Genomic DNA, 24,625 nt, shown 5'->3' with positions numbered 1-24,625 from the left:
CATGAGCAAGACCAAGCTGCTGCCTCTGTTGCTCTACATCCTGTTCCTGCTGGTGCCGATCTACTGGTTGCTGAACATGTCGTTCAAGAGCAACACGGAAATCCTCGGTGGCCTGACCCTGTTTCCCCAGGACTTCACCCTGGCCAACTACAAAGTGATCTTCACCGACCCGAGCTGGTACACCGGCTACCTCAACTCGTTGTACTACGTGAGCCTGAACACGGTGATTTCCCTGAGCGTGGCGCTGCCAGCGGCCTACGCGTTCTCCCGTTATCGGTTCCTCGGCGACAAGCACTTGTTCTTCTGGCTGCTGACCAACCGCATGGCGCCGCCAGCGGTCTTCCTGTTGCCGTTCTTCCAGCTGTATTCGTCGATCGGCCTGTTCGACACCCACATCGCGGTGGCCCTGGCCCACTGCCTGTTCAACGTGCCGCTGGCGGTGTGGATCCTCGAAGGGTTCATGTCCGGAGTGCCGAAGGAAATCGACGAAACCGCCTACATCGACGGCTACAGTTTTCCCAAGTTCTTCGTCAAGATTTTCATCCCGCTGATCGGCTCGGGCATCGGTGTGACGGCGTTCTTCTGCTTCATGTTTTCCTGGGTCGAGCTGCTGCTGGCGCGCACCCTGACCTCGGTCAATGCCAAGCCGATAGCCGCAGTGATGACCCGCACCGTGTCGGCCTCGGGGATCGATTGGGGGGTGTTGGCGGCGGCCGGGGTGCTGACGATCCTGCCGGGCATGCTGGTGATCTGGTTCGTACGCAACCATGTGGCCAAGGGCTTTGCCCTGGGACGAGTGTGAGGAGCTGATGATGGAGTGGATGAACTGGACCCAGCCGACCGCGCTGTTCTTCGGCGCCATCGCCTTGCTGCTGGTGGGCATGACCACTTGGGAACTGCGTTCGCCGAGCATCGCCCGGCGCGGCTTTTTACCGATCAGCACCACCCGTGGTGATCGGCTGTTTATCGGTCTTCTCGGCAGCGCCTACCTGCATTTGCTGGTGATTGGCGCTACCGGCTGGAGCATCTGGGTGGCCACCGGCCTGTCCCTGGTGTGGCTGTTGGTCGTGATGCGTTGGGGCTAGCCGACACCCGGCAATCGTGCTCCGAAACCTAATACAGGAGGTCTCTATGTTCGAGAAAAACAATAAGCTGCGACATAGCATTTCAGTGGCAGCCATGCTGGCACTCAGCGGGTTGAGCGTTGCAGCCTGGGCCGATGCCTATGAAGACGCCGCGAAAAAATGGATTGGCAGCGAATTCAAACCCTCGACTCTCACGGCCGAGCAACAGCTGGAAGAGCTGAAGTGGTTCATCAAGGCCGCCGAGCCGTTTCGTGGAATGAAGATCAACGTGGTCTCGGAAACCATCGCCACCCACGAATACGAGTCCAAGGTGCTGGCCAAGGCCTTCAACGAAATCACCGGGATCAAGCTGACCCACGACCTGTTGCAAGAAGGCGACGTGGTGGAAAAACTGCAGACCCAGATGCAGTCGGACAAAAACATCTATGACGGTTGGGTCAACGACTCGGACCTGATCGGTACGCACTTTCGCTATGGCAAAACCGAATCGATCACCGACCTGATGGCCAATGAAGGCAAGGACTACACCTCGCCGACCCTCGATCTCAAGGATTTCATCGGTCTTTCCTTCACCACCGCGCCAGACGGCAAGATCTACCAACTGCCCGACCAGCAGTTCGCCAACCTCTACTGGTTTCGCGCCGACTGGTTCGAGCGGGCGGACCTGAAGGCCAAGTTCAAGGAAAAGTACGGCTATGAGCTGGGCGTGCCGGTGAACTGGTCGGCCTATGAGGACATCGCCAAGTTCTTCACCGAAGACGTCAAGGAAATCGACGGCAAGCGGGTGTATGGGCACATGGACTACGGCAAGAAAGACCCGTCCCTGGGCTGGCGGTTCACCGATGCCTGGTTCTCCATGGCCGGTGGGGGCGACAAGGGCCTGCCCAATGGCTTGCCGGTGGATGAGTGGGGCATTCGCGTCGAGGATTGCCACCCGGTCGGCTCCAGCGTGACCCGTGGTGGCGATACCAACGGCCCGGCGGCGGTGTTCGCTACACAGAAATATGTCGACTGGATGAAGGCCTACGCGCCACCGGAAGCGGCCGGCATGACCTTCTCCGAATCCGGGCCGGTGCCCTCCCAGGGCAATATCGCCCAGCAGATCTTCTGGTACACCGCCTTTACGGCTGACATGACCAAGCCAGGGTTGGCGGTGATGAACGCCGACGGCACGCCGAAATGGCGGATGGCGCCATCGCCGCGCGGACCGTATTGGGAGGAGGGCATGAAGCTGGGCTATCAGGACGTGGGGTCCTGGACGTTCATGAAGTCGACGCCGGAGAAACAGAAACTGGCGGCCTGGCTCTATGCCCAGTTCGTCACTTCAAAAACCGTGTCGCTGAAAAAGACCATCGTCGGCCTGACGCCGATTCGTGAGTCGGACATCAACTCCCAGGCCATGACCGACCTGGCACCCAAGCTCGGTGGCCTGGTGGAGTTCTACCGCAGCCCGGCCCGCGTGCAATGGACCCCGACCGGGACCAACGTGCCGGACTACCCGCGCCTGGCCCAGCTGTGGTGGAGCCACATTGCCGAAGCCGCCAGTGGCGAGAAAACCCCGCAACAGGCCCTCGACGGCCTGGCCAAGGACCAGGACGCCATCATGGCCCGCCTCGAACGCTCCAAGGTCCAACCGGTTTGCGGCCCGAAAATGAACCCGGAACGCGACGCGCAATACTGGTTCGACCAGCCGGGCGCACCAAAACCGAAACTGGCCAACGAGAAACCCAAGGGCGAGACCGTGAGTTATGCCGAACTGCTGAAGTCGTGGGAGGCGGCGCGTAAGTAAGCGTGGGAATGGCGAAACAGTAATGATGGCGCCCTTGGGGCAATGCCAGTCAGATGAGATAGACCCACACCTTGTGGGAGCTTGCTCCCACAAGTGGCCGTCTGCCCCTAGCTGATCGGTGTTACACCCTTGGGTGCTTTTTTGCATTCGATCCGCTGCTTTCGCTCCCCGCGAAACCGTCCACCGGTACGGCATGCCCTGATCGGCGAAACCGGCTAAACTGCCGCACGATTTTTGTTGAGTGTTTTCCATGCAAATTGCCTTGGCGCCCATGGAGGGGTTGGTCGACAACATCCTGCGGGACGTGCTGACCCGGGTTGGCGGTATCGATTGGTGCGTGACCGAGTTCATCCGGATCAACGATCAACTGCTCACGCCTGCCTATTTCCACAAGTTCGGTCCTGAATTGCTCACCGGTGCCAAGACCGCTGCCGGCGTGCCGCTGCGTGTGCAATTGCTCGGTTCCGATCCGGTGTGCCTGGCGGAAAACGCGGCGCTGGCCTGTGAGCTGGGCTCGCAGGTGATCGACCTGAACTTCGGTTGCCCGGCCAAGACCGTCAACAAGTCCCGTGGCGGTGCGGTATTGCTCAAGGAGCCCGAGCTGCTCAACCAGATCGTCGAGCATGTGCGGCGTGCGGTTCCGGCGCACATTCCGGTGACCGCCAAGATGCGCCTGGGCTTCGATAGCCCGGACGGTTCGCTGGTGTGTGCCACCGCACTGGCCGAAGGCGGCGCCGAGCATATCGTGGTGCACGCGCGGACCAAGATGGATGGCTACAAGCCGCCGGCGCATTGGGAGTGGATCCCGCGGGTGCAGGAGGTGGTCAAGGTGCCGGTGTTCGCCAATGGCGATATCTGGAGCGTCGACGACTGGCGCCGCTGCCGCGAGATCAGCGCAGTGGAAGACATCATGCTGGGTCGCGGCCTGGTGTCGCGCCCGGACCTGGCGCGACAGATCGCTGCCGCGCGGGCGGGTGAAGAGGTGGTGGAGATGACCTGGGCCGAGCTGTTGCCGTTGATCCAGGAATTCTGGCTGCAGGCCAAGGCGCAGATGACCGCGCGCCAATCGCCGGGTCGCTTGAAGCAATGGCTGGCGATGTTGACCCGCAATTATCCCGAGGCGGTGGAGCTGTTTACCCTCATGCGCCGGGAGACGGAACTGGACCAGGTCTCGCGTTTGCTGGGTTTGCAGGTCGCGGAGGCGGCCTGAAAAAAACTGCAGAAAACCTCTTGAAATGCAATCAGCGGTCCCTATCTAAGGGTTACGCGATGCCGAATTCGGGTCGCGGAGACAAAAAACCTTGCTGATTGTTTTCAGGAGATTTGAACCATGAGTACCGCATTTTCCCTGGCTCCACTGTTCCGTTCTTCGGTAGGTTTCGATCGTTTCAACGATCTGTTCGAGTCTGCGCTGCGCAATGAGCCCGGCAGCAGCTACCCACCCTACAATGTTGAAAAACACGGTGACGACCAATACCGCATCGTCGTGGCGGCAGCCGGCTTCCAGGAAGAAGACCTGGAGCTGCAAGTCGAAAAAGGCGTGTTGACCATCAGTGGCGGCAAACGCGACAGCAACGATAGCGTGACCTTCCTGCACCAGGGCATCGCCCAGCGCGCTTTCAAACTGTCGTTCCGCCTGGCCGATCACATCGAAATCAAGGCCGCGGACCTGCGCAATGGCCTGTTGAGTATCGACCTGCTGCGCATCGTGCCGGAAGAGGCGAAAGCCAAACGCATCCCGATCAACGGCGAGCAAAAACCAGCACTGCAGCACTGAGTCACCGCAATGAAGAAGGGCGCCGATGGCGCCCTTTTTTATCGGCTGTCTGTAGGAGCCGCCGGACTCACGTCCATCCATACCGCACCAGGTGAAAGAAGATCGGCGCGGCGAAACACACCGAGTCCAGACGGTCGAGCATGCCGCCGTGGCCTTCGATCATGTGCCCCCAGTCCTTGACGCCACGGTCGCGCTTGATCGCCGACATCACGATGCCACCGGCAAACCCCAGCAGGTTGATCAGCAGGGCGATCAGGAACGACTGCCAGGCATTGAACGGGGTAATCCAGCACAACGCGGCCCCGATCACGGAAGCCAGGAGGATACCGCCGATAAAACCTTCGACGGTCTTGGACGGCGACAGGTTGGGCGCGATCTTGTGTTTGCCAAACAGTTTGCCGCAGACGTACTGCAACACGTCCGACATCTGCACCACGATCACCAGGTAGGCGATCAGCAGCAGGTTGCGGCCCTCGTAACCAGCAATGTCCAGGGTCAGCAGGGCGGGTACGTGGGACACGCAGAACACCGCAATCATCAGCCCCCATTGGACCTTGGAGGCGCGCTCGAGAAAGTGCGTGCTGTCCCCGCCCAATGACGCGAGGATCGGCAGCAACAGGAATACGTAGACCGGAATGAAGATCGAGAACAGCCCGTACCAGTCGAAATAAATCAGCAGGTACTGCAGCGGCAGCGCCAGGTAGAAGGCCGCCACCAGGGCCGGGTAGTCGCTGCGCCGGGTCGGGGTGAGGGTCATGAACTCGCGCAGGGCGTAGAAGGATACGGCGTAGAACAGCAGGATGACCGCGCTGGTGCCGAGCCAGAAAGCGATGCCGATCACCGCCACCATCACCCACCAGGCGTTGATCCGCGCGTTGAGATTATCGATCACCGGGTCCGGTGTACCGCGCTTGCGCAGCTTGAGGATCCAGCCGATCAGCGAGGCGAGCAGCAGGAAAGCACCAATCCCGCCAAACAGCATCAGGGTTTGTCTGTCCATGTCAGGCCGGCTCCTCAGCCAGGTCCAGCAGCGCTGCACGGCTGCGCTGGAGAAACTGTTCTTTGCTTTCATCAATATCGAGGGTCAGCGCCGCGCCAAAACGGGTGGTGCATAGCAAGGGCAGCGGCAGGAACCGGCCCTTGGGCATGACGCGGTTGAGGTTGGCGATCCACACCGGCACCAGCTCGACCTCGGGGTGTGCTTTGGCCAAGTGATAGATCCCGCTTTTGAACGGCAGCAGGCCGTCCGCGAGGTTACGTGTGCCCTCGGGGAAGATGATCAGTGAGTCGCCGTTGGCCAAGGCCTCGAGCATCGGCAGCAAGGGGTTGTCAGTCGGTTCCTTGCGCTCACGCTCGACCAGCACGCCATTGAACACACGATTGATGATGTAGCGGCGCAGCGGGGTGGTTTGCCAGTAATCGGCGCCCGCCACCGGCCGGGTCATTTTGCGCAGGGCCGGGGGCAGCGAGGCCCAGAGCAGCACGAAGTCGCCATGGCTGCTGTGGTTGGCGAAGTAGATGCGCTGCACCGCTTGCGGCGCGCAACCGAGCCACAGGCTACGGGCGCCGGTAATGGTGCGTGCCGCGGAGGTGATGAGGGTGGCGACCAAGGGTTCGAGCATGAAAGTTCCTTATTCAGCGAAGGCCAGCCAGGGGCCGGCCAGGATGAAGCCCAGTGTCAGCAGCACCTGCACCGCCACCAGCAGGGCCTGGCGCCGAAGCAGGTTGAGGGCGCCGCCGGTACGTTCGCTCCACAGGCGACCACCCCGCGCGGCAGGTTGCAGGCCGAGGGCGGCGAGGGCGTGATCCAGGGCCTCGGTACGCAGGGGCAGGGGTTGATTGCCGTCGGCTATGCGCTGGAACAGTTCCGCGTCGAGCGCGACCCGCACGGCCCAGTATTTTTGCAGCACGCCCAGTACCAGCAGGGCGGCACTGCACAGCACCGCCCAGACACCGGGGCTGGCCAACAGATACTGGCTCAAGCCCAGCAAGGCGCCGACCAGCGCGAGGCCGGTGGACAGTTGATCCAGGGAGGCCCCGCGGCGCAGCAGGCTGGCGGTCGTATGCAGTTCCATGTCAGTGGTCATGGGCAGGCTCCGTGCTCAAGCACAAGGGTGTCAGGGCGACTCGGTGGGCCTGGCGCAGGACGATGCCCGGGCGGGCTCGTTGCAGTTGCAGGAGCGCTTGATCGAGGTTGGCAGCCCTGCCGCTGCGCAACAGCCAGGCGGCCACCGCAGTGGCACTGCGTGAATAACCGAGGGCGCAACAGACCAGCAGCGGACCGTGCTGGCGCAGGTCTTCGATGGCCTGCGCGGCTTCCAGGCATTGCGCGGTGGTGGGGGCGGTCAGGTCGAGCACGGGCAGCGAGCGGTAGGCCAGGTTTGCCGGGTCCAGCGACAACTCGGCACACAGGTCGAGCACCGCCTTGAACGGGCTGTCCTGCAGTTCCCGGCGGGTCGGCATCCGCCCCAGCCACACGCCATCGAGCACAAGGTCGGGCTGCGGATGGTGGCGCGTCCACCCGCGTGAGTTGAGCCAGGCCGCGGCCAGGTAGGGCGCCAACAACCAGCGTGCGGCCCAGCTCAGGCGCCCTTCGGCGCGCTTTTGAAAACCATTGGCGTCCAGCACCGCGTAATTCAGCGCGACCAACAGCAAGGCCAGCGCCGGCCAGAGCAACCACAACCCGCCGCCACCGATGCGCCAGGCCAAGAGACCCAAGATCCCGGCACCTGCCAGGTAGCACAGGCTGAGTTTCCAGCGTTGGCTGTCGCGGGCCAGCCGGGCACTGCACAGCGGACTCGGGCGATCCAGCGGCCACAGCCAGACACACAGCCAGCCGAGCAAGGCGCCCGTGGGCAAATCGATGAAGTGATGCTGGTAGGTGGTCAGCACCGACACCCCGATCAGGCCAAACCAGACATGCATCAACCCGCGCCAGAGGCCCGATAGATGTCGCTGGTAGCAGGTCCATAACACCACCAGCAGGGCAATGTGCAGGGAGGGAGCCTGATTGAACGGTTTGTCGAAGCCGGCCAGGACCTCGAACAGCCAGCCGAAAACCCCATCGAGTTCGGGCCGTTCGAAGGTGAAGCGTAATGGCCACAGCAGAAAACAACTGACCGCGATCAATTGCGCGGTCAGCAGGCGCAACGCATGGCGCTTGAGCTCCTGGCGAGTGTCGGGTAGCAGCAACGACAGGCCATACAGTAGGTCGATCGACCAATAGGGCACGATGGTCCACGCCCAGAACGGCATGTGGTTTTCCCAACCAAATACCAGGCTGCCTACTTCGCCGCGCTGGGTAGTAGCCCAGGTGGCAAAGCCGTAGGTGGCAAAAAACAACGGTGCCAACACCAGCAGCCAGAGCACCGCGGGCTTCAACAAGCCGGGTTCACGCTGCCCGGTGATGGCGTTGCTCATGCCTGCACGCGCTGGGCCAGGGCGACGCTGAAGATGCCCCACTCATCGACCCGCTGGGTGATTTTGCGAAAACCTGCGGCTTCCACCAACTGGTCCATTTCTGCCTGGCTGCGGCGGCGCATGACCCAGGCCTGGCCTTCGCGGTGGCTGGTCAGGGCGCGGGCAATCAGTTCCAGTTGCGGGTGCCAGGGTTGGCCGGTGTAGACCAGGTATCCGCCGACGGGCACCGCGTCCGCCAGGCCCGCAAGGGAGCCGCCGACCATCTGGTTGTCGGCGAACAGTTCATACAGGCCGGACACCACGGCGAGGGTCGGTTGCGGGTCGAGGGCCGCCAGGTCGGCGCGGTCGAAGGCATCGGCCTTGATGAAACGGGCGATGTTTTCCAGGCCCTTCTCGCGGATCAACGCACTGCCGTCGCGCACGTTGATGTCGCTGTAGTCACGCAACAGTATTGATTCGGGCAGCGGGGTAACCCCCTGCAAGGCTTCGAGAATGTAGCGTCCGTGACCGGCGGCGATGTCGACGATCCGCACCGCGCTGCCTTGCTCGCGCAGTTGGGCGATCGCCTGGCGCAGCAGTTCCTCGACATGCAGTTTGCGCTGGCGAATGCCGCGCCAGCCGATCGACTCCAGGTAATTGCGGTCGATCATCCGCCCGATCGCAGAGGTGCCAGTGGGGGTGTTGCGGTAGACGTAGTCCAGGGTGCTGCCGGAGTCGAAACCGGTGTCGAAACCCAGCTTGACCCCGCTCGACAGTCGACTGCCCAAACGCATGCTGGCGCGGGTCATGCGCCAGTAGCGGTCGCGCAGGGAGTTGTGCGGCAAGGGCGCGGCCAGGGCTTCCGATTCGGCGCACGTCAGGCCCAGGCGGTCGGCAGTCAGCAGCGAAGGGCGTGCGAGCGGTTGCTGGAAGTTCTGCACTATGAAGCGCCGGGCACTGGCGACGGCGATAGCGCGACGCTGCTCGCCGAGGGTGTCGTGGAAGAAGCCCGGCAGGATGTGTTTTTCCTTGTGCAGACTGCCCAGGCGCTCGAAGAACTGCTCCTGTGGATGGCGATGTACCACGAAGTCGGCACCAGAGATCAGGAGCTGGGTGGGCACCTGAATCGCCTGGGCATCGGCCACCACGCGCTCGGCGGCGTCATACAGGCCGAGCAGTACATTCACTGAAATGGCTTTGGTGATCAGCGGGTCGCTGTCGTAGGAGGCCACCCGTTCTGGGTCATGGCTGAGAAAGCGTGCCTTGACGTAGCTGTTGACGAAGAAGTTACCGCGAAACCGCCGCATCAGGGCCAGCCCCTGGCGGGCGAAGGGTACGTAGAGCTTTACTTTGAACGCCGGCGACGCCAGCACCAGTGCGCGGATGCGTGGGGCGTAGTCGTGGACCCAAGTGGCGACTATCACCGCGCCAACGCTCTGGGCAATCACGGCCATGTCCGACTCGGCGATCTGGTAGGTCGCCTGCAGGTGATCGCAGAACGTCTGCACGTCACGCACGCTGGTGGCGAAGCTCGGGCTGTCGCCGCGTTCGCCCGGGGACAGCCCATGGCCGCGTGAGTCCCAGGCAAAAAAATCCACTTCAGGCAGGTCCAGTTCGTCTGCCAGATGGGCGATGCGCGCGGAATGTTCATGGCCCCGGTGGAACAGCAGCACGGCTTTGCGCGGTTCGCCGGGGGCCGGGGTGCCTGGCCAGTAGCGATAGAACAGTTGCACACCGTCGTGGGTGGTGAATGTCTGGTGCTGGGCTTGGCGCATGACAGCTTCCTTAGACTGAGGGGGCGTTTTCCTGGACTTCCTTGAGACCCTGGCGGACCCGGTTAAACAGGGTGTAGGCCAGCAGGACCGCGATCAGCGCGAACACCCCGTTGATCCACGGGGCGCTGGCCCAACCCAGGGCGATAGCCATGGCCAGGAGCCCCAGCACCAACGCCCGGTCGCTCTTGCCCATCGGCCCGTCATAACGCCGCGAAGCACCGATCATCGGGCCCAATACGCCGCTGTATTCGCTGAACACCGCAAGCAGGGTGACCAGCATTACCAGCAGCAGGCTGACGTCGGCGATCAGGGCGAAGGGCAGGATCAGTGCACAGTCGGCGACCACGTCGCACAGCTCATTGAGATAGGCCCCCAGCGGTGATTGCTGGTTGAACTCGCGGGCGAGCATGCCGTCGATGGCGTTGAGGGCCATGCGCAGCAGCATCCACAGGGGAATCAGGGCGAACATCCAGGCGTGCTGGGCAAACGCGCTGATCGCGCCCCCCACCAACACCGAACCGAGGCCTGCCAGCAAGGTGATCTGATTGGCCGTGGTGCCGTTGGCGAACAAGCGCCGGACCAGCGGTCGCAAGCAGTTCTGAAACGCAGGTTTGAGCTGATAGATGCTGGGCACGGCAAGGAGTCTCGGCGAGGGAGCGTGCGGCAAGGCAATGCCGGGAAATATGAGGTGTGAGTGTAGATGGCTTCTGGCTTCTAGCCGCGCGGGACAAGCTAACCGGCGAGTGCGACCTGGCCACCGGTTATTGCAACAGCAACTGAAACTCCTCCACCGGCAACGGCCGGCTATGCAGGTAGCCCTGGTACAAGTGACAGCCCAGGCCCTGCAAAAACTCAAGCTGTTCCGGGGTTTCCACGCCCTCGGCGATGACTTCCAGTCCCAGGCTGCGGGCCATGGCGACGATGGCGCGGATGATTTCGGCGTCGTTGGGGTCGCTGGTGGCGTCGCGGATGAACGACTGGTCGATTTTCAAGGTGTCCACCGGCAGGCGCTTGAGGTAGGTCAGCGATGAGTAACCGGTGCCGAAGTCGTCCATGGCAAAGCTGACGCCGAGTTTTTTCAGGCGACGCATTTTGCTGATGGTGTCCTCCAGGTTCTGGATCACGATGCCTTCGGTGATTTCCAGTTTCAGCAGCGAGCAGGGCAGGCCGTGGCTGCTGAGGCTGCGCTCGATGCGCTCGACGAAATCGGCCTGGCGGAACTGTCGCGGGCTGATGTTCACGCACAGGCTGAAGTTCAGCGGATCGACCTTGCCCCCATCTATCAACTGCTTGAAGGCCTGGCAGGCTTCATCGAGGATCCAGGTGCCGACTTCGAGGATCAGCCCGCTGTCTTCCAGCACCTTGATGAACTCGTTGGGCGACTGGGCGCCCAATTGCGGGTGGTTCCAGCGCACCAGCGCTTCGGCGCCGACGATGCGCTCGCCGCGGGCATCGACCTGGGGTTGGTAGTGCACCCGGAACTCACCCCGTGACAGGGCCAGGCGCAGGTCGGTTTCCATGCGCAAGCGCTCGCTGGCGGCCTTCTGCATGGTGTTGTGGTACATCTGCGTGGTGTTGCGCCCCGAATCCTTGGCCCGATACAGGGCAATATCCGCGCGCTTGAGCAGGTCGGTCGGGGTGGAGCCGTGGTCGGGAATCAAGGCCACGCCGATACTGGGCGTGACCTGCAGACGGTGGCCGTCGAGGAACATCGGCTCCGACAGCAGCTCGCGCAGGGTGTCGGCCAGGTCCCGGACCTGATCGCTGACTTCATTGCGCGAGCCTTCCAGGCCACTGAGCAGGACCACGAACTCGTCACCGCCCAGGCGGGCCACGGTGTCTTCCATGCGTACGCTGGCTTCCAGGCGCGCGGTGATGATCTTCAGCACCGTATCGCCCACCGGGTGGCCCAGGGAGTCATTGATGTGCTTGAAGTGGTCGAGGTCGAGGAACAGCAGCGCGCCACGCAGGTTGTGGCGCTTGAGCAGGGCGATCTGCTGGCTCAGGCGGTCCATCAGCAGGGCGCGGTTGGGCAGGTTGGTCAGGGAGTCGTGGTAGGCCAGGTGACGGATCTGCGCTTCGGCATTCTTCAGCAGGCTGACGTCCCGCGCGGTCAGTAGCAGGCAATCGGTTTCATTGAGGGTGATCGGTTCCACCGAAACCTCGACGGTGAGCAACTGCCCGCTCTTGTTGCGCCCGAGCATTTCCAGGTGGTGCACCCGCCCCTTGAGTTGCAGCTCCGCCAGCAGCATCGAGCGCTGCTTTTCTTCGGCCCAGATTCCGACCTGGTACACGGTTTTGCCGACCACTTCCTCGGCACGGTAGCCGGTCAGGCGGCAGAAGCCGTCGTTGACCTCCAGGTAACGCCCAGTGTCGCGTTCAGTGATGGTGATGGCGTCGGGGCTGGAGTGAAACGCCTTGGCGAATTTCTCCTCACTGGCCTTGAGCGCGGCCTCCGAGCGCTGTTGCTGGGTTATGTCGCGCAGGGTGGTGACGATGCACGGTTGTTCGCCGACGCTGATCTGCCGGCTGGAAATCACGCAGGTCAGGGACTGGCCGTCCTTGTGCTGGACCATGATCGCCACATTGTTCAGGCCCTGTTCGCGGATCACCTGTTCGATCCGCCGCAGGCTTTGCGCCGAGGCGTCCCACAGGCCGATGTCGTCGGCGCTGCGGCCGATCACGTCGGCGGCGGTCCAACCGAAGGTCTGGGTGAAGCTGTTGTTGATTTCGATGAACTGGCCGCTGTCCTGGCGGGTCACGCAGATCGGGTCCGGGCTGACCTGGAACAGAGTGGCGAACTTCTCTTCGGAAGCCACCAGGCGCTGCTCGCGCTCCACCTGGTCGGTGATGTCGAGCAAGGTCCCGGCCATGCGCAAGGGCTGGCCGTCTTCGTCGCGATACAGGCGCGCGCGGCTTTCCAGGTAGCGTGAGGTGCCATCGGCCAACTGCACCCGGTAAGTCAGTTGATAGTTGCCGGCCGGACCTTCACGCAGGCTGCGGTAGGCGTCGCGCATGCTGTCGCGCTCTTCGCCGGGAACCCCTTCGAAAAACTCCTCGAAGGATTCATGAAATGGGATGGGTTCCAGCCCGTGCAGTTGGGCGGCCCGCGCCGAGCCATAGAGCATGCCGCTGGGGATGTGCCAGTCCCAGGTGCCCAGTTGGGCGGAATCCAGGGCCAGGTCCAGGCGCTCCTGGCTGTCCTTGAGCGCGTCTTCGGCGATTTTGCGTTCGGTGGTGTCGAGAAAGGTGCTCAGCAGGTAGGGCTGGCCTTCGAGTTCGACCTTCTGCGCGCTGAGGATGCCGTCATGGATCTGCCCATTGCTGGCACGGAACTGCACTTCCATGCTTACCAGTTCGCCCTTGGCCTTGGTCGCCTTGACCAGCTTGGCCCGCTGCTCGGGGTGCACCCACAACCCCAGTTCCAGAGTGGTACGACCAATGGCGTCCTGTACCGGCCAGCCGAACAGGCTCTCGAAATACTGGTTGGCCTCGGTGATCAGGCCGTCTTCCTGGCGGGTCAGCAAGACCATGTTGGGGCACAGGTGAAACAGCGTGGCGAAGCGTTTTTCCGAACTGCTCAGGGCCTGTTCGCGCTGGCGCTGATGGGTGATCTCGCGGATCACCCCGATCATCCGTGGCCGGCCCTGTTTGTCCGGCAGCAGGCTACCGCTGATTTCCAGCCAGTGCAGGCTGCCATCCGGCCAGCGGATGCGGTGGTGCATCACTTGTTCCAGGGGCGCGCCGGCGATCACCGCATTGAACGCACGCAAGGTCTTGGGCCGGTCCTCGGCGGGCAGCAGGTCGAGGTATTCAAGGTCGGCCGGCAAGGGTTTGCGGGGGTCGAAGCCGAACAATGCCTGGGTGCCCCGCGACCAACTGATCAGCCCGCGCTCGATGTCCCAATACCAGGCACCCAGGCGCGCGCCGTTGAGCGCCGCCAGCAACTGCGGAGCGCTTTCCCAACTTTGCTCCGAAGTGTGGGGGTCAAGCGCCTGGATACGCGGCATCAATGGCGTATGGGGACGAGGGCGGTCAACAGATTTCGGCATTGGCAGCAGGCCTTGGGCTGAATGGGGCGTTAGGCACGGGTTTTGCGGCTCTATAGGAGTAGCACAAGTTAGCCATCAGTCCCTGGCAAATCGATCTGTGCGTCCAGCAAAGCCATGAAGGCCCGCGCGGCATTCGACAACGTCCTTTCGGTGTGCACGATATAGCCTAGCTGGCGAGTGAGTTGTATGCCCGGCAATGGGATGCGCGCCACCTGGTCGTCGAGCATGGTGCGCGGCAGGACGCTCCAGGCCAGGCCGATAGACACCATCATCTTGATGGTTTCCAGGTAATTGGTGCTCATGGCGATGTTCGGCGTCAGTCCCTGGGCCTCGAACAGGCGCTGGACGATGTGATGGGTGAAGGTGTTGCCGCCGGGGAAGACCGCCGGGTGCAGGGCGATGTCGGCCAGGCTGACCGCGCCATTGCTGATCAGCGAATGCTCGGGGGCCACCACGAAATCCAGCGGGTCGTCCCAGACCGGGGTGGCCTTGACCAGGGTGTGGGGTTCCGGGGCCAGGGTAATCACTGCCAGTTCGGCGCGGCCGTGGAGAATTTCCTCATAGGCCACTTCCGAGTCGAGGAACTGGATGTCCAGCGCCACCTCGGGGTATTGGCGGGTGAACGCCCTTAATAAGGGGGGCAAGCGATGCAGGCCGATGTGGTGACTGGTGGCCAGGGTCAGGCGGCCGGTGACCTCGCCGGTCAGGTTGGTCAGGGCGCGGCGGGTGTCATCCAGCACGTTGAGGATCTGGTAGGCCCGCGGCAGCAGGGCGCGCCCGGCTTCGGTCAGGCCCACTTCGCGACCCAGGCGATCAAACAGGCGCACCTTGAGCTGTTGCTCCAGGCCGGCGATGCGTTTGCTGATGGCCGGCTGGGTCAGGTGCAGGCGTTCACCGGCCCCGGAGAAGCTGCCGGTCTCGGCAATGGCAATAAAAGCATTGAGGTTGGCCAGGTCCATGTTCGTATTCCAGTTGGTTATCCAAAGCATAAAAAATATGAATTTGAGTTATTTAATGTAACCCCATAGGATCGACCTCACAAGCCAAGGGGTTATTGAGTCGCTCAAGGCCCAGGGCATAGAAACAAGCTGATGAGGAAACGTCTGATGGCCGGCAAAACGCTCTACGACAAGCTCTGGGATTCGCATTTGGTCAAGCAGCGCGACGATGGTTCGGCGCTGATCTATATCGATCGTCACATCATTCACGAAGTGACCTCGCCGCAAGCCTTTGAAGGCCTGCGTCTGGCCGGGCGCAAGCCTTGGCGCATCGATGCCAACATCGCGACCCCGGACCACAACGTACCGACCACCCCGGAGCGCAAGGGCGGCATCGAGGCGATTGTCGACCAGGTCTCGCGTTTGCAGGTTCAGACCCTCGACGACAACTGTGACGAATACGGCATCGTCGAATTCAAGATGAACGACGTGCGCCAGGGCATCGTCCACGTCATCGGCCCGGAGCAGGGCGCCACCTTGCCGGGCATGACCGTGGTCTGCGGCGACTCCCATACCTCGACCCACGGTGCCTTTGGTGCCCTGGCCCACGGCATCGGCACCTCCGAGGTCGAGCACGTGCTCGCCACCCAGTGCCTGGTCGCCAAGAAAATGAAGAACATGCTGGTGTCCGTCGAAGGCACCTTGCCGTTTGGCGTGACTGCCAAGGACATCGTGCTCGCCGTGATCGGCAAGATCGGCACCGCCGGCGGTAATGGCCATGCGATCGAATTTGCCGGTAGCGCGATTCGTGACCTGTCCGTTGAGGGCCGCATGACCATCTGCAACATGTCCATCGAAGCCGGTGCCCGTGTGGGCCTGGTAGCCGCCGACGAAAAAACCGTGGCGTACGTCAAGGGCCGTCCTTTCGCCCCGAAAGGCGCGGAATGGGACTTGGCGGTCGAAGCGTGGAAAGACCTGGTGTCGGACGCCGATGCCAAGTTCGACACCATCGTTGAGCTCGACGCGACCCAGATCAAGCCACAAGTCAGCTGGGGCACCTCGCCTGAGATGGTACTGGCGGTTGATCAGAACGTGCCGGATCCGGCCAAGGAAATGGACCTGGTCAAACGCGATTCCATCGTCCGCGCCTTGAAGTACATGGGTTTGACCGCCAACCAGGCGATCACCGACATTCAGCTGGACCGCGTGTTCATTGGCTCCTGCACCAACTCGCGGATCGAAGACTTGCGCGCGGCAGCCGTGATCGCCAAGGGCCGCAAGGTGGCCTCGACCATCAAGCAAGCCATCGTGGTCCCGGGTTCGGGGCTGGTGAAGGCCCAGGCGGAATCGGAAGGCCTGGACAAGATTTTCCTCGAGGCCGGTTTCGAATGGCGTGAGCCTGGTTGCTCGATGTGCCTGGCGATGAACCCGGACCGTTTGGAAAGTGGCGAGCATTGTGCGTCCACCTCCAACCGTAACTTCGAAGGCCGTCAGGGCGCCGGTGGTCGTACTCACCTGGTAAGCCCGGCGATGGCCGCCGCGGCCGCTGTCAACGGCCGTTTCATTGACGTCCGCGAATTGATCTGAAGGAGCGCAGCATGAAAGCTTTTACCCAGCACACTGGTCTTGTCGCGCCTCTGGATCGTGCCAACGTCGACACCGACCAGATCATTCCCAAGCAATTCTTGAAGTCGATCAAGCGCACCGGTTTTGGTCCGAACCTGTTCGACGAGTGGCGCTACCTCGATGTCGGGCAGCCGTACCAGGACAACTCCAAGCGTCCGCTGAACAAGGACTTCGTGCTCAACGCCGAACGTTACCAGGGCGCCAGCGTGTTGCTGGCCCGTGAGAACTTCGGTTGCGGCTCGAGCCGCGAGCATGCGCCGTGGGCCCTGGAAGAGTACGGCTTTCGCAGCATCATCGCGCCGAGCTACGCCGATATCTTCTTCAACAACAGCTTCAAGAACGGCTTGTTGCCGATCATCTTGAGCGACGCTGAAGTCGACGAACTGTTCCAGCAGGTGGAAAGCACGCCGGGCTATCAGTTACAGGTCGACCTGCAGGCCCAGACCGTGACCCGTCCCGACGGCAAGGTGCTGAACTTCGAGATCGACGCCTTTCGCAAGCACTGCCTGCTCAATGGCCTGGATGACATCGGCCTGACCTTGCAGGACCACGAGGCGATTGCCACGTTTGAGGCCAAGCACCGGGCGAGCCAGCCGTGGTTGTTTCGTGACGCGTGATTGAACCGAGATTCAGGTAGGTAGTGTCGCCCTGATCGCGGGCAAGCCCGCTCCCACAGTGATTTGCACTGTCACAAAACCTGTGGGAGCGGGCTCGCCCGCGATCAGGTCAGATCAGGCACCACAAGGCTAACCGCCTAAAAGGAAGTCCCCATGACCAGCACCACCCAGCACACCCAAGTCGTACAAAAGCAATTCGGTGAACAGGCTGCGGCCTACCTGAGCAGTGCCGTGCACGCCCAGGGCACTGAGTTCGCGCTGCTCCAGGGCGAAGTGGCAGGGCGCGGTGATGCGCGGGTACTGGACCTGGGCTGCGGCGCCGGGCATGTGAGTTTTCATGTGGCGGCGCTGGTCAAGGAAGTGGTGGCCTACGACCTGTCGCAGCAGATGCTCGATGTGGTCGCCGGTGCTGCGGTTGAGCGTGGCTTGAGCAACGTATCGACAGTCCTGGGCGCCGCCGAGCGGTTGCCGTTCGCCGATGCTGAATTCGACTTCGTCTTCAGCCGGTATTCGGCGCACCATTGGAGCGATCTCGGCCTGGCCCTGCGCGAAGTGCGGCGGGTTTTGAAGCCGGGCGGGGTGGCGGCGTTCATTGATGTCTTGTCGCCGGGTAGCCCGTTGTTCGACACTTACCTGCAGAGCGTCGAAGTGCTGCGCGACACCAGCCATGTGCGCGATTATTCCGCCGGCGAGTGGTTGCGCCAGGTCAGTGAGGCGGGGTTGTTTGCCCGTAGCACCAGCCGTCAACGGCTGCGCCTGGAATACAGCTCCTGGGTCGAGCGCATGCGCACCCCTGAAGTGATGCGCGGGGCGATCCGCGAGCTGCAGCAGGCAATGGGTAGCGAAGTGCGCGAGTATTTCCAGATCGAAGCCGACGGTTCGTTCAGCACCGACGTGCTGGTGTTGATGGCCGAACGCTAGAATTTTTCCGGGCGTGCCTCGTATGGCGCGCCGACTGATGACATGAGGAACCCATGAGCAAGCAGATTCTGATTCTCCCAGGCGACGGTATTGGTCCGGAAATCATGGCCGAAGCGGTCAAGGTGCTGGAGCTGGCCAGCGACAAGTTCGCCCTGGGCCTGGAACTGAGCCACGACGTGATCGGCGGCGCGGCCATCGACAAGCACGGCGTACCGCTGGCGGACGAAACCCTGGAGCGCGCGCGCGCGGCCGACGCGGTACTGCTGGGCGCCGTGGGCGGCCCGAAATGGGACACCATCGAGCGTGACATCCGCCCTGAGCGCGGCCTGCTGAAAATTCGTGCGCAACTGGGCCTGTTCGGTAACCTGCGTCCGGCGATCCTTTACCCGCAACTGGCCGAGGCTTCCAGCCTGAAGCCGGAAATCGTTGCCGGCCTGGACATCCTGATCGTTCGCGAACTGACCGGCGGCATCTACTTCGGCGCGCCACGCGGCACCCGCACCCTGGAAAACGGCGAGCGCCAGTCCTACGACACCCTGCCGTACAGCGAAAGCGAAATCCGCCGGATTGCCCGTGTCGGTTTTGACATGGCCATGGTCCGTGGCAAGAAGCTGTGTTCAGTGGACAAGGCCAACGTGCTGGCGTCCAGCCAACTGTGGCGTGAAGTGGTCGAGCAGGTGGCCAAGGATTACCCTGAGGTCGAACTGAGCCACATGTACGTCGACAACGCCGCCATGCAACTGGTGCGTGCACCCAAGCAGTTCGACGTGATCGTTACCGACAACATGTTCGGCGACATCCTGTCCGACCAGGCCTCGATGCTTACCGGCTCCATCGGCATGCTGCCGTCGGCGTCCCTGGACACCCACAACAAGGGCATGTACGAGCCTTGCCACGGCTCGGCGCCGGACATCGCAGGCCTTGGCATTGCCAACCCGCTGGCGACCATTTTGTCGGTGTCGATGATGCTGCGCTACAGCTTCAACCAGCAAGCGGCGGCCGCTGCCATCGAGCAGGCGGTCAGCCTGGTCCTGGACCAGGGCTTGCGCACTGGCGACATCTGGTCGACCGGTTGCACCAAAGTCGGAACGCAGGAAATGGGCGACGCAGTAGTCGCGGCGCTGCGGAATCTGTAATCTCTCGGGCCCCGCTTGTTGCTGATGCCGGCAAGCGAGCCCACTTTTTGTAAAAGGTGTAGTTGCGATGAAACGTGTAGGTCTGATCGGTTGGCGCGGTATGGTCGGTTCCGTGCTCATGCAGCGGATGCGGGAAGAGCAGGATTTCGATCTCATTGAGCCAGTGTTTTTCACCACTTCCAATGTCGGTGGCCAAGGCCCGTCCGTGGGCAAGGATATTGCTCCGCTCAAAGATGCTTACAGCATTGAAGAGCTCAAGACCCTCGACGTGATTCTGACCTGCCAGGGTGGCGACTACACCAGCGAAGTCTTCCCCAAGCTGCGTGAAGCCGGTTGGCAGGGCTACTGGATCGATGCCGCTTCCAGCCTGCGCATGCAGGATGACGCGGTCATCGTGCTGGACCCGGTCAACCGCAAGGTCATCGACCAGCAGCTGGATGCGGGCACCAAGAACTACATCGGCGGCAACTGCACCGTCAGCCTGATGCTGATGGGCCTGGGTGGCCTGTTCGAAGCCGGTCTGGTGGAGTGGATGAGCGCCATGACCTACCAGGCGGCCTCCGGTGCCGGCGCGCAGAACATGCGTGAGCTGATCAAGCAGATGGGCGCGACCCACGCCGCGGTTGCCGATGAACTGGCCAACCCGGCCAGCGCCATCCTCGACATCGACCGCCGCGTGGCCGAAGCCATGCGCAGCGACGCCTATCCGACCGAGAACTTCGGTGTACCACTGGCCGGCAGCCTGATCCCGTGGATCGACAAGGAACTGCCGAACGGCCAGAGCCGTGAAGAGTGGAAGGCCCAGGCCGAGACCAACAAGATCCTTGGTCGCTTCAAGAGCCCGATCCCGGTGGACGGTATCTGCGTGCGGATCGGCGCCATGCGCTGCCACAGCCAGGCGCTGACCATCAAGCTGAACAAAGACGTGCCGATCGCCGATATCGAAGGCTTGATCAGCCAGCACAACCCATGGGTCAAGCTGGTGCCGAACAACCGCGACAGCAGCATGCAGGAGCTGAGCCCGACCAAGGTCACCGGCACCCTGAATGTACCGGTTGGCCGTCTGCGCAAGCTCAACATGGGCACCCAGTACCTGGGCGCGTTCACCGTCGGCGACCAGTTGCTGTGGGGCGCGGCCGAACCGCTGCGGCGCATGCTGCGGATCCTGCTGGAACGTTGATCGGTTGAAGTTGTGAAAGAACCCGTGCCTTGCGAGAGGCGCGGGTTTTTTTTGCCGACCGAAAGTCCGTCATCGCGGGCATGCGTTGAACCCTGTGGGAGCGGGCTTGCCCGCGATGGAGTCGATACAGACACTGCATAATTGCCTGTGCGCCACCCACCCGGTAAAGTGCCGCTCCCCCCGTTTCGCCTGAGGTAGAACCATGAGCCAGTCCTTTGATATCGCCGTTGTCGGCGCCACCGGTACTGTCGGCGAAACCCTCGTCCAGATTCTCGAAGAACGCGACTTCCCGATCGCTAACCTGCACCTGCTCGCCAGCAGCGAATCGGCCGGGCATTCGGTACCGTTTCGTGGCAAGAACGTGCGGGTGCGGGAGGTCGATGAGTTTGATTTCAGCAAAGTCCAGCTGGTGTTCTTCGCCGCAGGCCCAGCGGTCACCTTGAGCTTTGCCCCGCGTGCGACGGCAGCCGGCTGCTCGCTGATCGATCTGTCAGGTGCCTTGCCGGCCGAGCAGGCGCCCCAGGTGGTGCCGGAGGCCAATGCCCAAGTGCTGGCCAGCCTGAAAAAACCGTTCCAGGTCAGCAGCCCGAGCGCCTCGGCCACCACCCTGGCAGTGGTGCTCGCGCCGTTGCGCGAACTGCTGGATGTGCAGCGCGTGACCCTGACCGCCAGCCTGGCTGTGTCCACCCAGGGCCGCGAGGCGGTGACCGAGTTGGCCCGGCAGACCGCCGAGCTGTTGAATGTGCGTCCATTGGAGCCGCGCTTTTTTGATCGGCAGATGGCATTCAACCTGCTGGCACAGGTCGGCACGCCGGATGCGCAAGGCCACACCCTGCTGGAAAAACGCCTGGTCCACGAACTGCGTGCAGTCCTCGGACAGCCTGCATTGAAAATTTCCGTAACCTGCGTTCAAGCCCCGGTGTTTTTTGGCGATAGCTTTAGCGTGACCCTGGCGTCGGCCAAGCCGGTTGACCTGGCGGCGGTGAACGCTGCGCTGGAGGTTGCCGAGGGTGTCGAGCTGGTGGAGGCGGGCGATTACCCGACTCCAGTCGGCGATGCGGTTGGCCAGGACGTGGTCTACGTCGGTCGGGTTCGCAGCGGGGTCGACGACCCGACGGAACTTAATTTGTGGCTGACGTCAGATAACGTGCGCAAAGGCGCAGCGCTCAACGCGGTGCAAGTGGCCGAGTTGTTGATAAAAGCCCTTGTGTAAAAGATACTTGGCAACAATTTTCAGAATGATTCTAGCTGAGCGCTATGCTTGCAAGCGGAGCGCCTGCGGGGGCTCCCTGGCGTGTCAGTGAAATAATCGCGTACAGCCTCATCCGAGGCCTGTGCGCAATGCCTTGTGGCAGCGACAAACAACACCTTCTCGCTGGCCGAGGAATGTTCAAACAAAGGATGAGGCTATGGTTCAAGTTCGCAAACTGGTGTTAGCAATAGCGGCCGCCTCGGCGCTGTCCTCCGGTATGGCGCATGCCCTTGGGCTCGGGGAACTGACCCTGAAGTCGACCCTGAACCAACCGTTGGTGGCCGAGATCGAGTTGCTCGATGTCAAGGACCTGACGGTGGCCGAAGTGGTGCCGAGCCTGGCCTCAGCCGATGACTTCGCCAAGGCCGGCGTGGATCGCCAGGCGTTCCTCAATGACCTGACCTTTACCCCGGTGCTCAATGCCAATGGCAAGAGCATTCTGCGGGTGACCTCCAGTCAGCCATTGTCCGAACCCATGGTCAAGTTCCTGGTCCAGGTGATGTGGCCCAACGGCCGCCTGCTGCGCGACTACAGCGTGCTGCTCGACCCGTCCAAGTTCTCGCCGCAAACGGCCGAGGCTGCCGGGCAAGCCGCGCCGGCGATCAATGCGCCAGTCACCGGGGCGACAGCACAACACACCACCGTGGCCCGCGACACCCTCTGGGAAATCGCCGCCAAGGCACGCAACGGCGGTTCGATCCAGCAGACCATGCTGGCAATCCAGGCGTTGAACCCCGATGCGTTCATCGATGGCAACATCAACCGCTTGAAGGCCGGCCAGGTCCTGCGCCTGCCGGATGCCACGCAAATCACCCAGTTGCCGCAGACCCAGGCCATTGCCGAAGTGGCTGCGCAGAACAAGGCCTGGCGCCAGGGCCGTCGGTATGTGCCACGGACCCAGGCCCAGCAACTGGATGCCACCGGTCGTGCACCTGATGCTGCCGCGGCGCAGGGTGCGGCCCGCGACAGCTTGAGCCTGGTCTCGGCCGAGTCGGGCAAAAACACCGGTAAAGGCGCGGTCGGCGACAGCAAGGGCATCAGTAACAAACTGGCGGTGACCCAGGAAAGCCTGGACACCACCCGGCGCGACAATGCCGAGCTGAAAAGCCGCGTGGCCGACCTGCAAAGCCAGATGGACAAGCTGCAACGCTTGATCGAACTGAAGAACAATCAACTGGCCAAGTTGCAGGCTGAAGGCGGCGCGACGCCTGAGGCGGCTGCGTCCGAGGCGCTGCCTGCTGAGTCCGTACCGGCCACTGCGCCTGCAGTGACTGACGCTGTACCGACTGCCGCCCCTGGCGAAACACCTGTCAAGACGACACCTGAGCAAACCTACAACGAGCTGCTGACCAGCCCGCTGTTGATGGGGCTGATCGGGGGTGGCGCGATTGTCCTGGCGTTGCTGCTGTTGCTGCTGGCCCGCCGGCGCAAGGCGCAGCAGGAAGCCGAGAAGCATGTGCGCATGGCGCGTGCGTTGGCCGAGGAATCGGATTTCAACGAAGACCTGGATCTGCCGGAGAGCAGTTTCGAAGGCCTCGAAGAACCGGCCCCGACTGCCAAGTTGGCCACCGCGCCGACGCCAGCGCCGGTCGTTGCGGCAGTTGTTACCCCGGTGGTAATGACCACGCCGATTGCCGCGCCATTGGTGGCGCCGGCCGGCGAGCGGGCGGACGACGTGCTGGGTCATGCCCAGGCCCATATCGATGAGGGGCGCCTGAACCAGGCCGCCAGCCTGCTCGAGGAAGGCATCAAGCAAGAGCCACAACGCAGCGAGCTGCGCCTCAAGCTGATGGAAGTCCACGGCATGCAGGGCGATCGCGATGCGTTCGTGGTGCAGGAGCGCCAGCTGGTTGCCAATGGCAAGAACTTTGCACAAGTCGAAGAGCTCAAGAGCCGCTTCCCGGCCATGGCGGCGGTCGCTGCAGTCGGTGGTATCGCTGCCGCGGCGGTAGCGGCCGAGCTGGATGCGCAGTACGTCAAGGACCTGCTGCTGGACGAGCCGCAAGAACCTGCGCCGAGCGCTGAAGAACCGGCGCTGGACGATGATTTCGACAGTGCCTTCGACCTCGATCTGGACGCACCACAGGCCGCCCCGCAAGTAGAGCCGGCTGCAGCAGTGACGGCGCTGGAAGATGACTTCGACAGCGCCTTTGATCTCGACCTGGATCAGCCCGAGGAGCCGGTTGCGGCACCGGTTGCGCCAGCAGAAGTTGCGCTGGATGACGACCTCGATGCTGCCTTCGATCTCAGTCTGGATGAACTGGAGGCGGTGTCGCCGGCCGTGGTCGCGACCGAACCGGTTGCCGAGCTGGAAGACTTCCCGCTGGACGACGATCTGAGTTTCGAGTCGCCGGCTGAGGCGCCGCAAAGCCCGGCCGACCTGGCGGATTTCGACCTGGACCTGGCTGGCGATGTACCGGAGTCGGTCCTGGCTGAGGACGCCGCGGTCCTGGGCCTGGACGATGAGCCCCAGGACCTGGCCGTAAGCGAGGAGCCGGCGGTAGCCGAAGTGACGCCTGACGACCTGGAGTTGCCGGCGGATTTCGACCTGTCCCTGGCTGATGAGATGGATGCACCCGCCACATCGGATGACTTCATCACCGACCTGGATGATGTTCACGCTGAACTGGACCGTTTTGCCGAGGATCTCGAACATCCGCCTATCGGCGAGCCGAGCTTCACCGCCGAAGACGCGGCGCTGGCGATGGACAACGACGAACCGGAGTTCGACTTCCTGTCGGGCACCGATGAAGTCGCTACCAAGCTGGACCTGGCCCAGGCCTACATCGACATGGGCGACAAGGACGGCGCGCGGGATATTCTCGGTGAGGTCCTCAGCGAGGGCAACGACGGACAGAAGGGCGAAGCCAAGGAGATGCTTGCTCGTCTGGTGTGATGCTGGACCTCTGGAATCGGTAACCTTTGGCAGCTGCTGAAGGTTGCGATCTTTTGATCTTGGCTTTGTGGGCATATCCGTTGGTGGGGTCGGGGCGGCTTATGGTTCCGCCTGACGGCGGCTCACTTTTGAACAGCGCAAAAGTAAGCAAAACGCTCTTTCCCCACCACTCGGCACCTCGC

The 24,625-nt window shown here is 62.6% G+C and carries 20 protein-coding genes; 12 read left to right on the top strand and 8 right to left on the bottom strand.

Translation table 11 applies throughout. The annotated features are described in order from the left end of the window. Position 1 precedes the first annotated feature (1 nt). The 5 genes from ACM6IP_RS17970 to ACM6IP_RS17950 all read left to right on the top strand — a co-directional run bounded on the left by ACM6IP_RS17970 (position 2) and on the right by ACM6IP_RS17950 (position 4,651). Positions 2 to 802 carry a carbohydrate ABC transporter permease gene (locus tag ACM6IP_RS17970; protein ID WP_095171355.1) on the top strand — a complete coding sequence of 267 codons (801 nt, stop codon included), beginning with the start codon at positions 2 to 4 and terminating at the stop codon, positions 800 to 802. Positions 803 to 812: 10 nt separating this feature from the next. Continuing rightward, positions 813 to 1,085 (top strand): DUF2160 domain-containing protein, encoded by a 273-nt coding sequence (locus ACM6IP_RS17965; protein ID WP_095171353.1) that lies wholly within the window; start codon positions 813 to 815, stop codon positions 1,083 to 1,085. A gap of 46 nt (positions 1,086 to 1,131) precedes the next feature. Then, positions 1,132 to 2,874, top strand: coding sequence for an extracellular solute-binding protein (locus ACM6IP_RS17960; protein WP_095171352.1), 1,743 nt, complete (start codon positions 1,132 to 1,134; stop codon positions 2,872 to 2,874). Between the two features lie 250 nt (positions 2,875 to 3,124). Then, positions 3,125 to 4,084, top strand: coding sequence for a tRNA dihydrouridine synthase (locus tag ACM6IP_RS17955; protein ID WP_414861990.1), 960 nt, complete (start codon positions 3,125 to 3,127; stop codon positions 4,082 to 4,084). 120 nt (positions 4,085 to 4,204) lie between these two features. Beyond that, positions 4,205 to 4,651, top strand: a complete 447-nt coding sequence (locus tag ACM6IP_RS17950; protein WP_095171347.1) for an Hsp20 family protein — start codon at positions 4,205 to 4,207, stop codon at positions 4,649 to 4,651. A gap of 67 nt (positions 4,652 to 4,718) precedes the next feature. Here the strand turns inward: ACM6IP_RS17950 and ACM6IP_RS17945 are convergent, their stop codons facing one another. From ACM6IP_RS17945 to ACM6IP_RS17910, 8 genes are all read right to left on the bottom strand, one after another. Continuing rightward, positions 4,719 to 5,651, bottom strand: a complete 933-nt coding sequence (locus ACM6IP_RS17945; protein WP_159996893.1) for a phosphatidate cytidylyltransferase — start codon at positions 5,649 to 5,651, stop codon at positions 4,719 to 4,721. 1 nt (position 5,652) lies between these two features. Further along, a complete protein-coding gene (locus ACM6IP_RS17940) occupies positions 5,653 to 6,273 on the bottom strand; it encodes a lysophospholipid acyltransferase family protein (protein WP_414861989.1) in 621 nt (206 codons plus the stop codon). 9 nt (positions 6,274 to 6,282) lie between these two features. Then, on the bottom strand, positions 6,283 to 6,738 hold the full coding sequence (locus tag ACM6IP_RS17935) for a hypothetical protein (RefSeq protein ID WP_095171341.1): 456 nt from the start codon (positions 6,736 to 6,738) through the stop codon (positions 6,283 to 6,285). Beyond that, positions 6,728 to 8,071: a phosphatase PAP2/dual specificity phosphatase family protein gene (locus tag ACM6IP_RS17930; RefSeq protein WP_414861988.1), complete on the bottom strand. Its 1,344-nt coding sequence runs from the start codon at positions 8,069 to 8,071 to the stop codon at positions 6,728 to 6,730. The genes ACM6IP_RS17935 and ACM6IP_RS17930 overlap by 11 nt, the downstream gene beginning before the upstream one ends. After that, entirely contained in the window at positions 8,068 to 9,825 is a 1,758-nt protein-coding gene (locus ACM6IP_RS17925; RefSeq protein ID WP_414861987.1) for a bifunctional alpha/beta hydrolase/class I SAM-dependent methyltransferase, read from the bottom strand. The genes ACM6IP_RS17930 and ACM6IP_RS17925 overlap by 4 nt, the downstream gene beginning before the upstream one ends. Positions 9,826 to 9,835: 10 nt before the next feature. After that, the gene (locus ACM6IP_RS17920) at positions 9,836 to 10,459 is read right to left on the bottom strand and encodes a CDP-alcohol phosphatidyltransferase family protein (RefSeq protein WP_414861986.1); all 624 of its coding nucleotides are present in this window, start codon (positions 10,457 to 10,459) and stop codon (positions 9,836 to 9,838) included. A gap of 127 nt (positions 10,460 to 10,586) precedes the next feature. After that, positions 10,587 to 13,877 (bottom strand): PAS domain S-box protein, encoded by a 3,291-nt coding sequence (locus ACM6IP_RS17915; protein WP_414861985.1) that lies wholly within the window; start codon positions 13,875 to 13,877, stop codon positions 10,587 to 10,589. Between the two features lie 68 nt (positions 13,878 to 13,945). Beyond that, entirely contained in the window at positions 13,946 to 14,836 is an 891-nt protein-coding gene (locus ACM6IP_RS17910; protein WP_095171332.1) for a LysR family transcriptional regulator, read from the bottom strand. Positions 14,837 to 14,983: 147 nt separating this feature from the next. Between ACM6IP_RS17910 and leuC the strand changes: the two genes are divergently transcribed. From leuC to ACM6IP_RS17875, 7 genes are all read left to right on the top strand, one after another. Further along, entirely contained in the window at positions 14,984 to 16,402 is a 1,419-nt protein-coding gene (gene leuC, locus ACM6IP_RS17905; protein WP_159996883.1) for a 3-isopropylmalate dehydratase large subunit, read from the top strand. An 11-nt stretch (positions 16,403 to 16,413) separates the two neighbouring features. After that, positions 16,414 to 17,058: a 3-isopropylmalate dehydratase small subunit gene (gene leuD / locus ACM6IP_RS17900; protein ID WP_095171328.1), complete on the top strand. Its 645-nt coding sequence runs from the start codon at positions 16,414 to 16,416 to the stop codon at positions 17,056 to 17,058. A gap of 153 nt (positions 17,059 to 17,211) precedes the next feature. Continuing rightward, a complete protein-coding gene (locus ACM6IP_RS17895; RefSeq protein WP_414861984.1) occupies positions 17,212 to 17,979 on the top strand; it encodes a class I SAM-dependent methyltransferase in 768 nt (255 codons plus the stop codon). A 53-nt stretch (positions 17,980 to 18,032) separates the two neighbouring features. Continuing rightward, on the top strand, positions 18,033 to 19,115 hold the full coding sequence (gene leuB / locus ACM6IP_RS17890; RefSeq protein WP_095171324.1) for a 3-isopropylmalate dehydrogenase: 1,083 nt from the start codon (positions 18,033 to 18,035) through the stop codon (positions 19,113 to 19,115). Between the two features lie 67 nt (positions 19,116 to 19,182). Continuing rightward, positions 19,183 to 20,295 (top strand): aspartate-semialdehyde dehydrogenase, encoded by a 1,113-nt coding sequence (asd, locus tag ACM6IP_RS17885; RefSeq protein ID WP_414861983.1) that lies wholly within the window; start codon positions 19,183 to 19,185, stop codon positions 20,293 to 20,295. 202 nt (positions 20,296 to 20,497) lie between these two features. After that, positions 20,498 to 21,508: an aspartate-semialdehyde dehydrogenase gene (locus ACM6IP_RS17880; RefSeq protein ID WP_159996879.1), complete on the top strand. Its 1,011-nt coding sequence runs from the start codon at positions 20,498 to 20,500 to the stop codon at positions 21,506 to 21,508. A 196-nt stretch (positions 21,509 to 21,704) separates the two neighbouring features. Then, positions 21,705 to 24,443 (top strand): FimV/HubP family polar landmark protein, encoded by a 2,739-nt coding sequence (locus ACM6IP_RS17875; protein ID WP_414861982.1) that lies wholly within the window; start codon positions 21,705 to 21,707, stop codon positions 24,441 to 24,443. The last annotated feature ends 182 nt before the right edge of the window (positions 24,444 to 24,625 follow it).

It is taken from the genome of Pseudomonas sp. IT-P176 (genome assembly GCF_949767245.1).
Classification (GTDB): Bacteria; Pseudomonadota; Gammaproteobacteria; order Pseudomonadales; family Pseudomonadaceae; genus Aquipseudomonas.
The sequence above is the reverse complement of the archived record's forward strand: the minus strand, read 5'-3'. Positions and strand labels throughout refer to the sequence as shown.

Excerpts from the sequence above, each read along its gene's own strand:
- ACM6IP_RS17970 (WP_095171355.1), top strand. The coding sequence starts at position 2 with ATGAGCAAGACCAAGCTGCTGCCTCTGTTGCTCTACATCCTGTTCCTG.
- ACM6IP_RS17965 (WP_095171353.1), top strand. The coding sequence starts at position 813 with ATGGAGTGGATGAACTGGACCCAGCCGACCGCGCTGTTCTTCGGCGCC.
- ACM6IP_RS17960 (WP_095171352.1), top strand. The coding sequence starts at position 1,132 with ATGTTCGAGAAAAACAATAAGCTGCGACATAGCATTTCAGTGGCAGCC.
- ACM6IP_RS17955 (WP_414861990.1), top strand. The coding sequence starts at position 3,125 with ATGCAAATTGCCTTGGCGCCCATGGAGGGGTTGGTCGACAACATCCTG.
- ACM6IP_RS17950 (WP_095171347.1), top strand. The coding sequence starts at position 4,205 with ATGAGTACCGCATTTTCCCTGGCTCCACTGTTCCGTTCTTCGGTAGGT.
- ACM6IP_RS17945 (WP_159996893.1), bottom strand. The coding sequence starts at position 5,651 with ATGGACAGACAAACCCTGATGCTGTTTGGCGGGATTGGTGCTTTCCTG.
- ACM6IP_RS17940 (WP_414861989.1), bottom strand. The coding sequence starts at position 6,273 with ATGCTCGAACCCTTGGTCGCCACCCTCATCACCTCCGCGGCACGCACC.
- ACM6IP_RS17935 (WP_095171341.1), bottom strand. The coding sequence starts at position 6,738 with ATGACCACTGACATGGAACTGCATACGACCGCCAGCCTGCTGCGCCGC.
- ACM6IP_RS17930 (WP_414861988.1), bottom strand. The coding sequence starts at position 8,071 with ATGAGCAACGCCATCACCGGGCAGCGTGAACCCGGCTTGTTGAAGCCC.
- ACM6IP_RS17925 (WP_414861987.1), bottom strand. The coding sequence starts at position 9,825 with ATGCGCCAAGCCCAGCACCAGACATTCACCACCCACGACGGTGTGCAA.
- ACM6IP_RS17915 (WP_414861985.1), bottom strand. The coding sequence starts at position 13,877 with ATGCCGAAATCTGTTGACCGCCCTCGTCCCCATACGCCATTGATGCCG.
- ACM6IP_RS17910 (WP_095171332.1), bottom strand. The coding sequence starts at position 14,836 with ATGGACCTGGCCAACCTCAATGCTTTTATTGCCATTGCCGAGACCGGC.
- leuC (WP_159996883.1), top strand. The coding sequence starts at position 14,984 with ATGGCCGGCAAAACGCTCTACGACAAGCTCTGGGATTCGCATTTGGTC.
- leuD (WP_095171328.1), top strand. The coding sequence starts at position 16,414 with ATGAAAGCTTTTACCCAGCACACTGGTCTTGTCGCGCCTCTGGATCGT.
- ACM6IP_RS17895 (WP_414861984.1), top strand. The coding sequence starts at position 17,212 with ATGACCAGCACCACCCAGCACACCCAAGTCGTACAAAAGCAATTCGGT.
- leuB (WP_095171324.1), top strand. The coding sequence starts at position 18,033 with ATGAGCAAGCAGATTCTGATTCTCCCAGGCGACGGTATTGGTCCGGAA.
- asd (WP_414861983.1), top strand. The coding sequence starts at position 19,183 with ATGAAACGTGTAGGTCTGATCGGTTGGCGCGGTATGGTCGGTTCCGTG.
- ACM6IP_RS17880 (WP_159996879.1), top strand. The coding sequence starts at position 20,498 with ATGAGCCAGTCCTTTGATATCGCCGTTGTCGGCGCCACCGGTACTGTC.
- ACM6IP_RS17875 (WP_414861982.1), top strand. The coding sequence starts at position 21,705 with ATGGTTCAAGTTCGCAAACTGGTGTTAGCAATAGCGGCCGCCTCGGCG.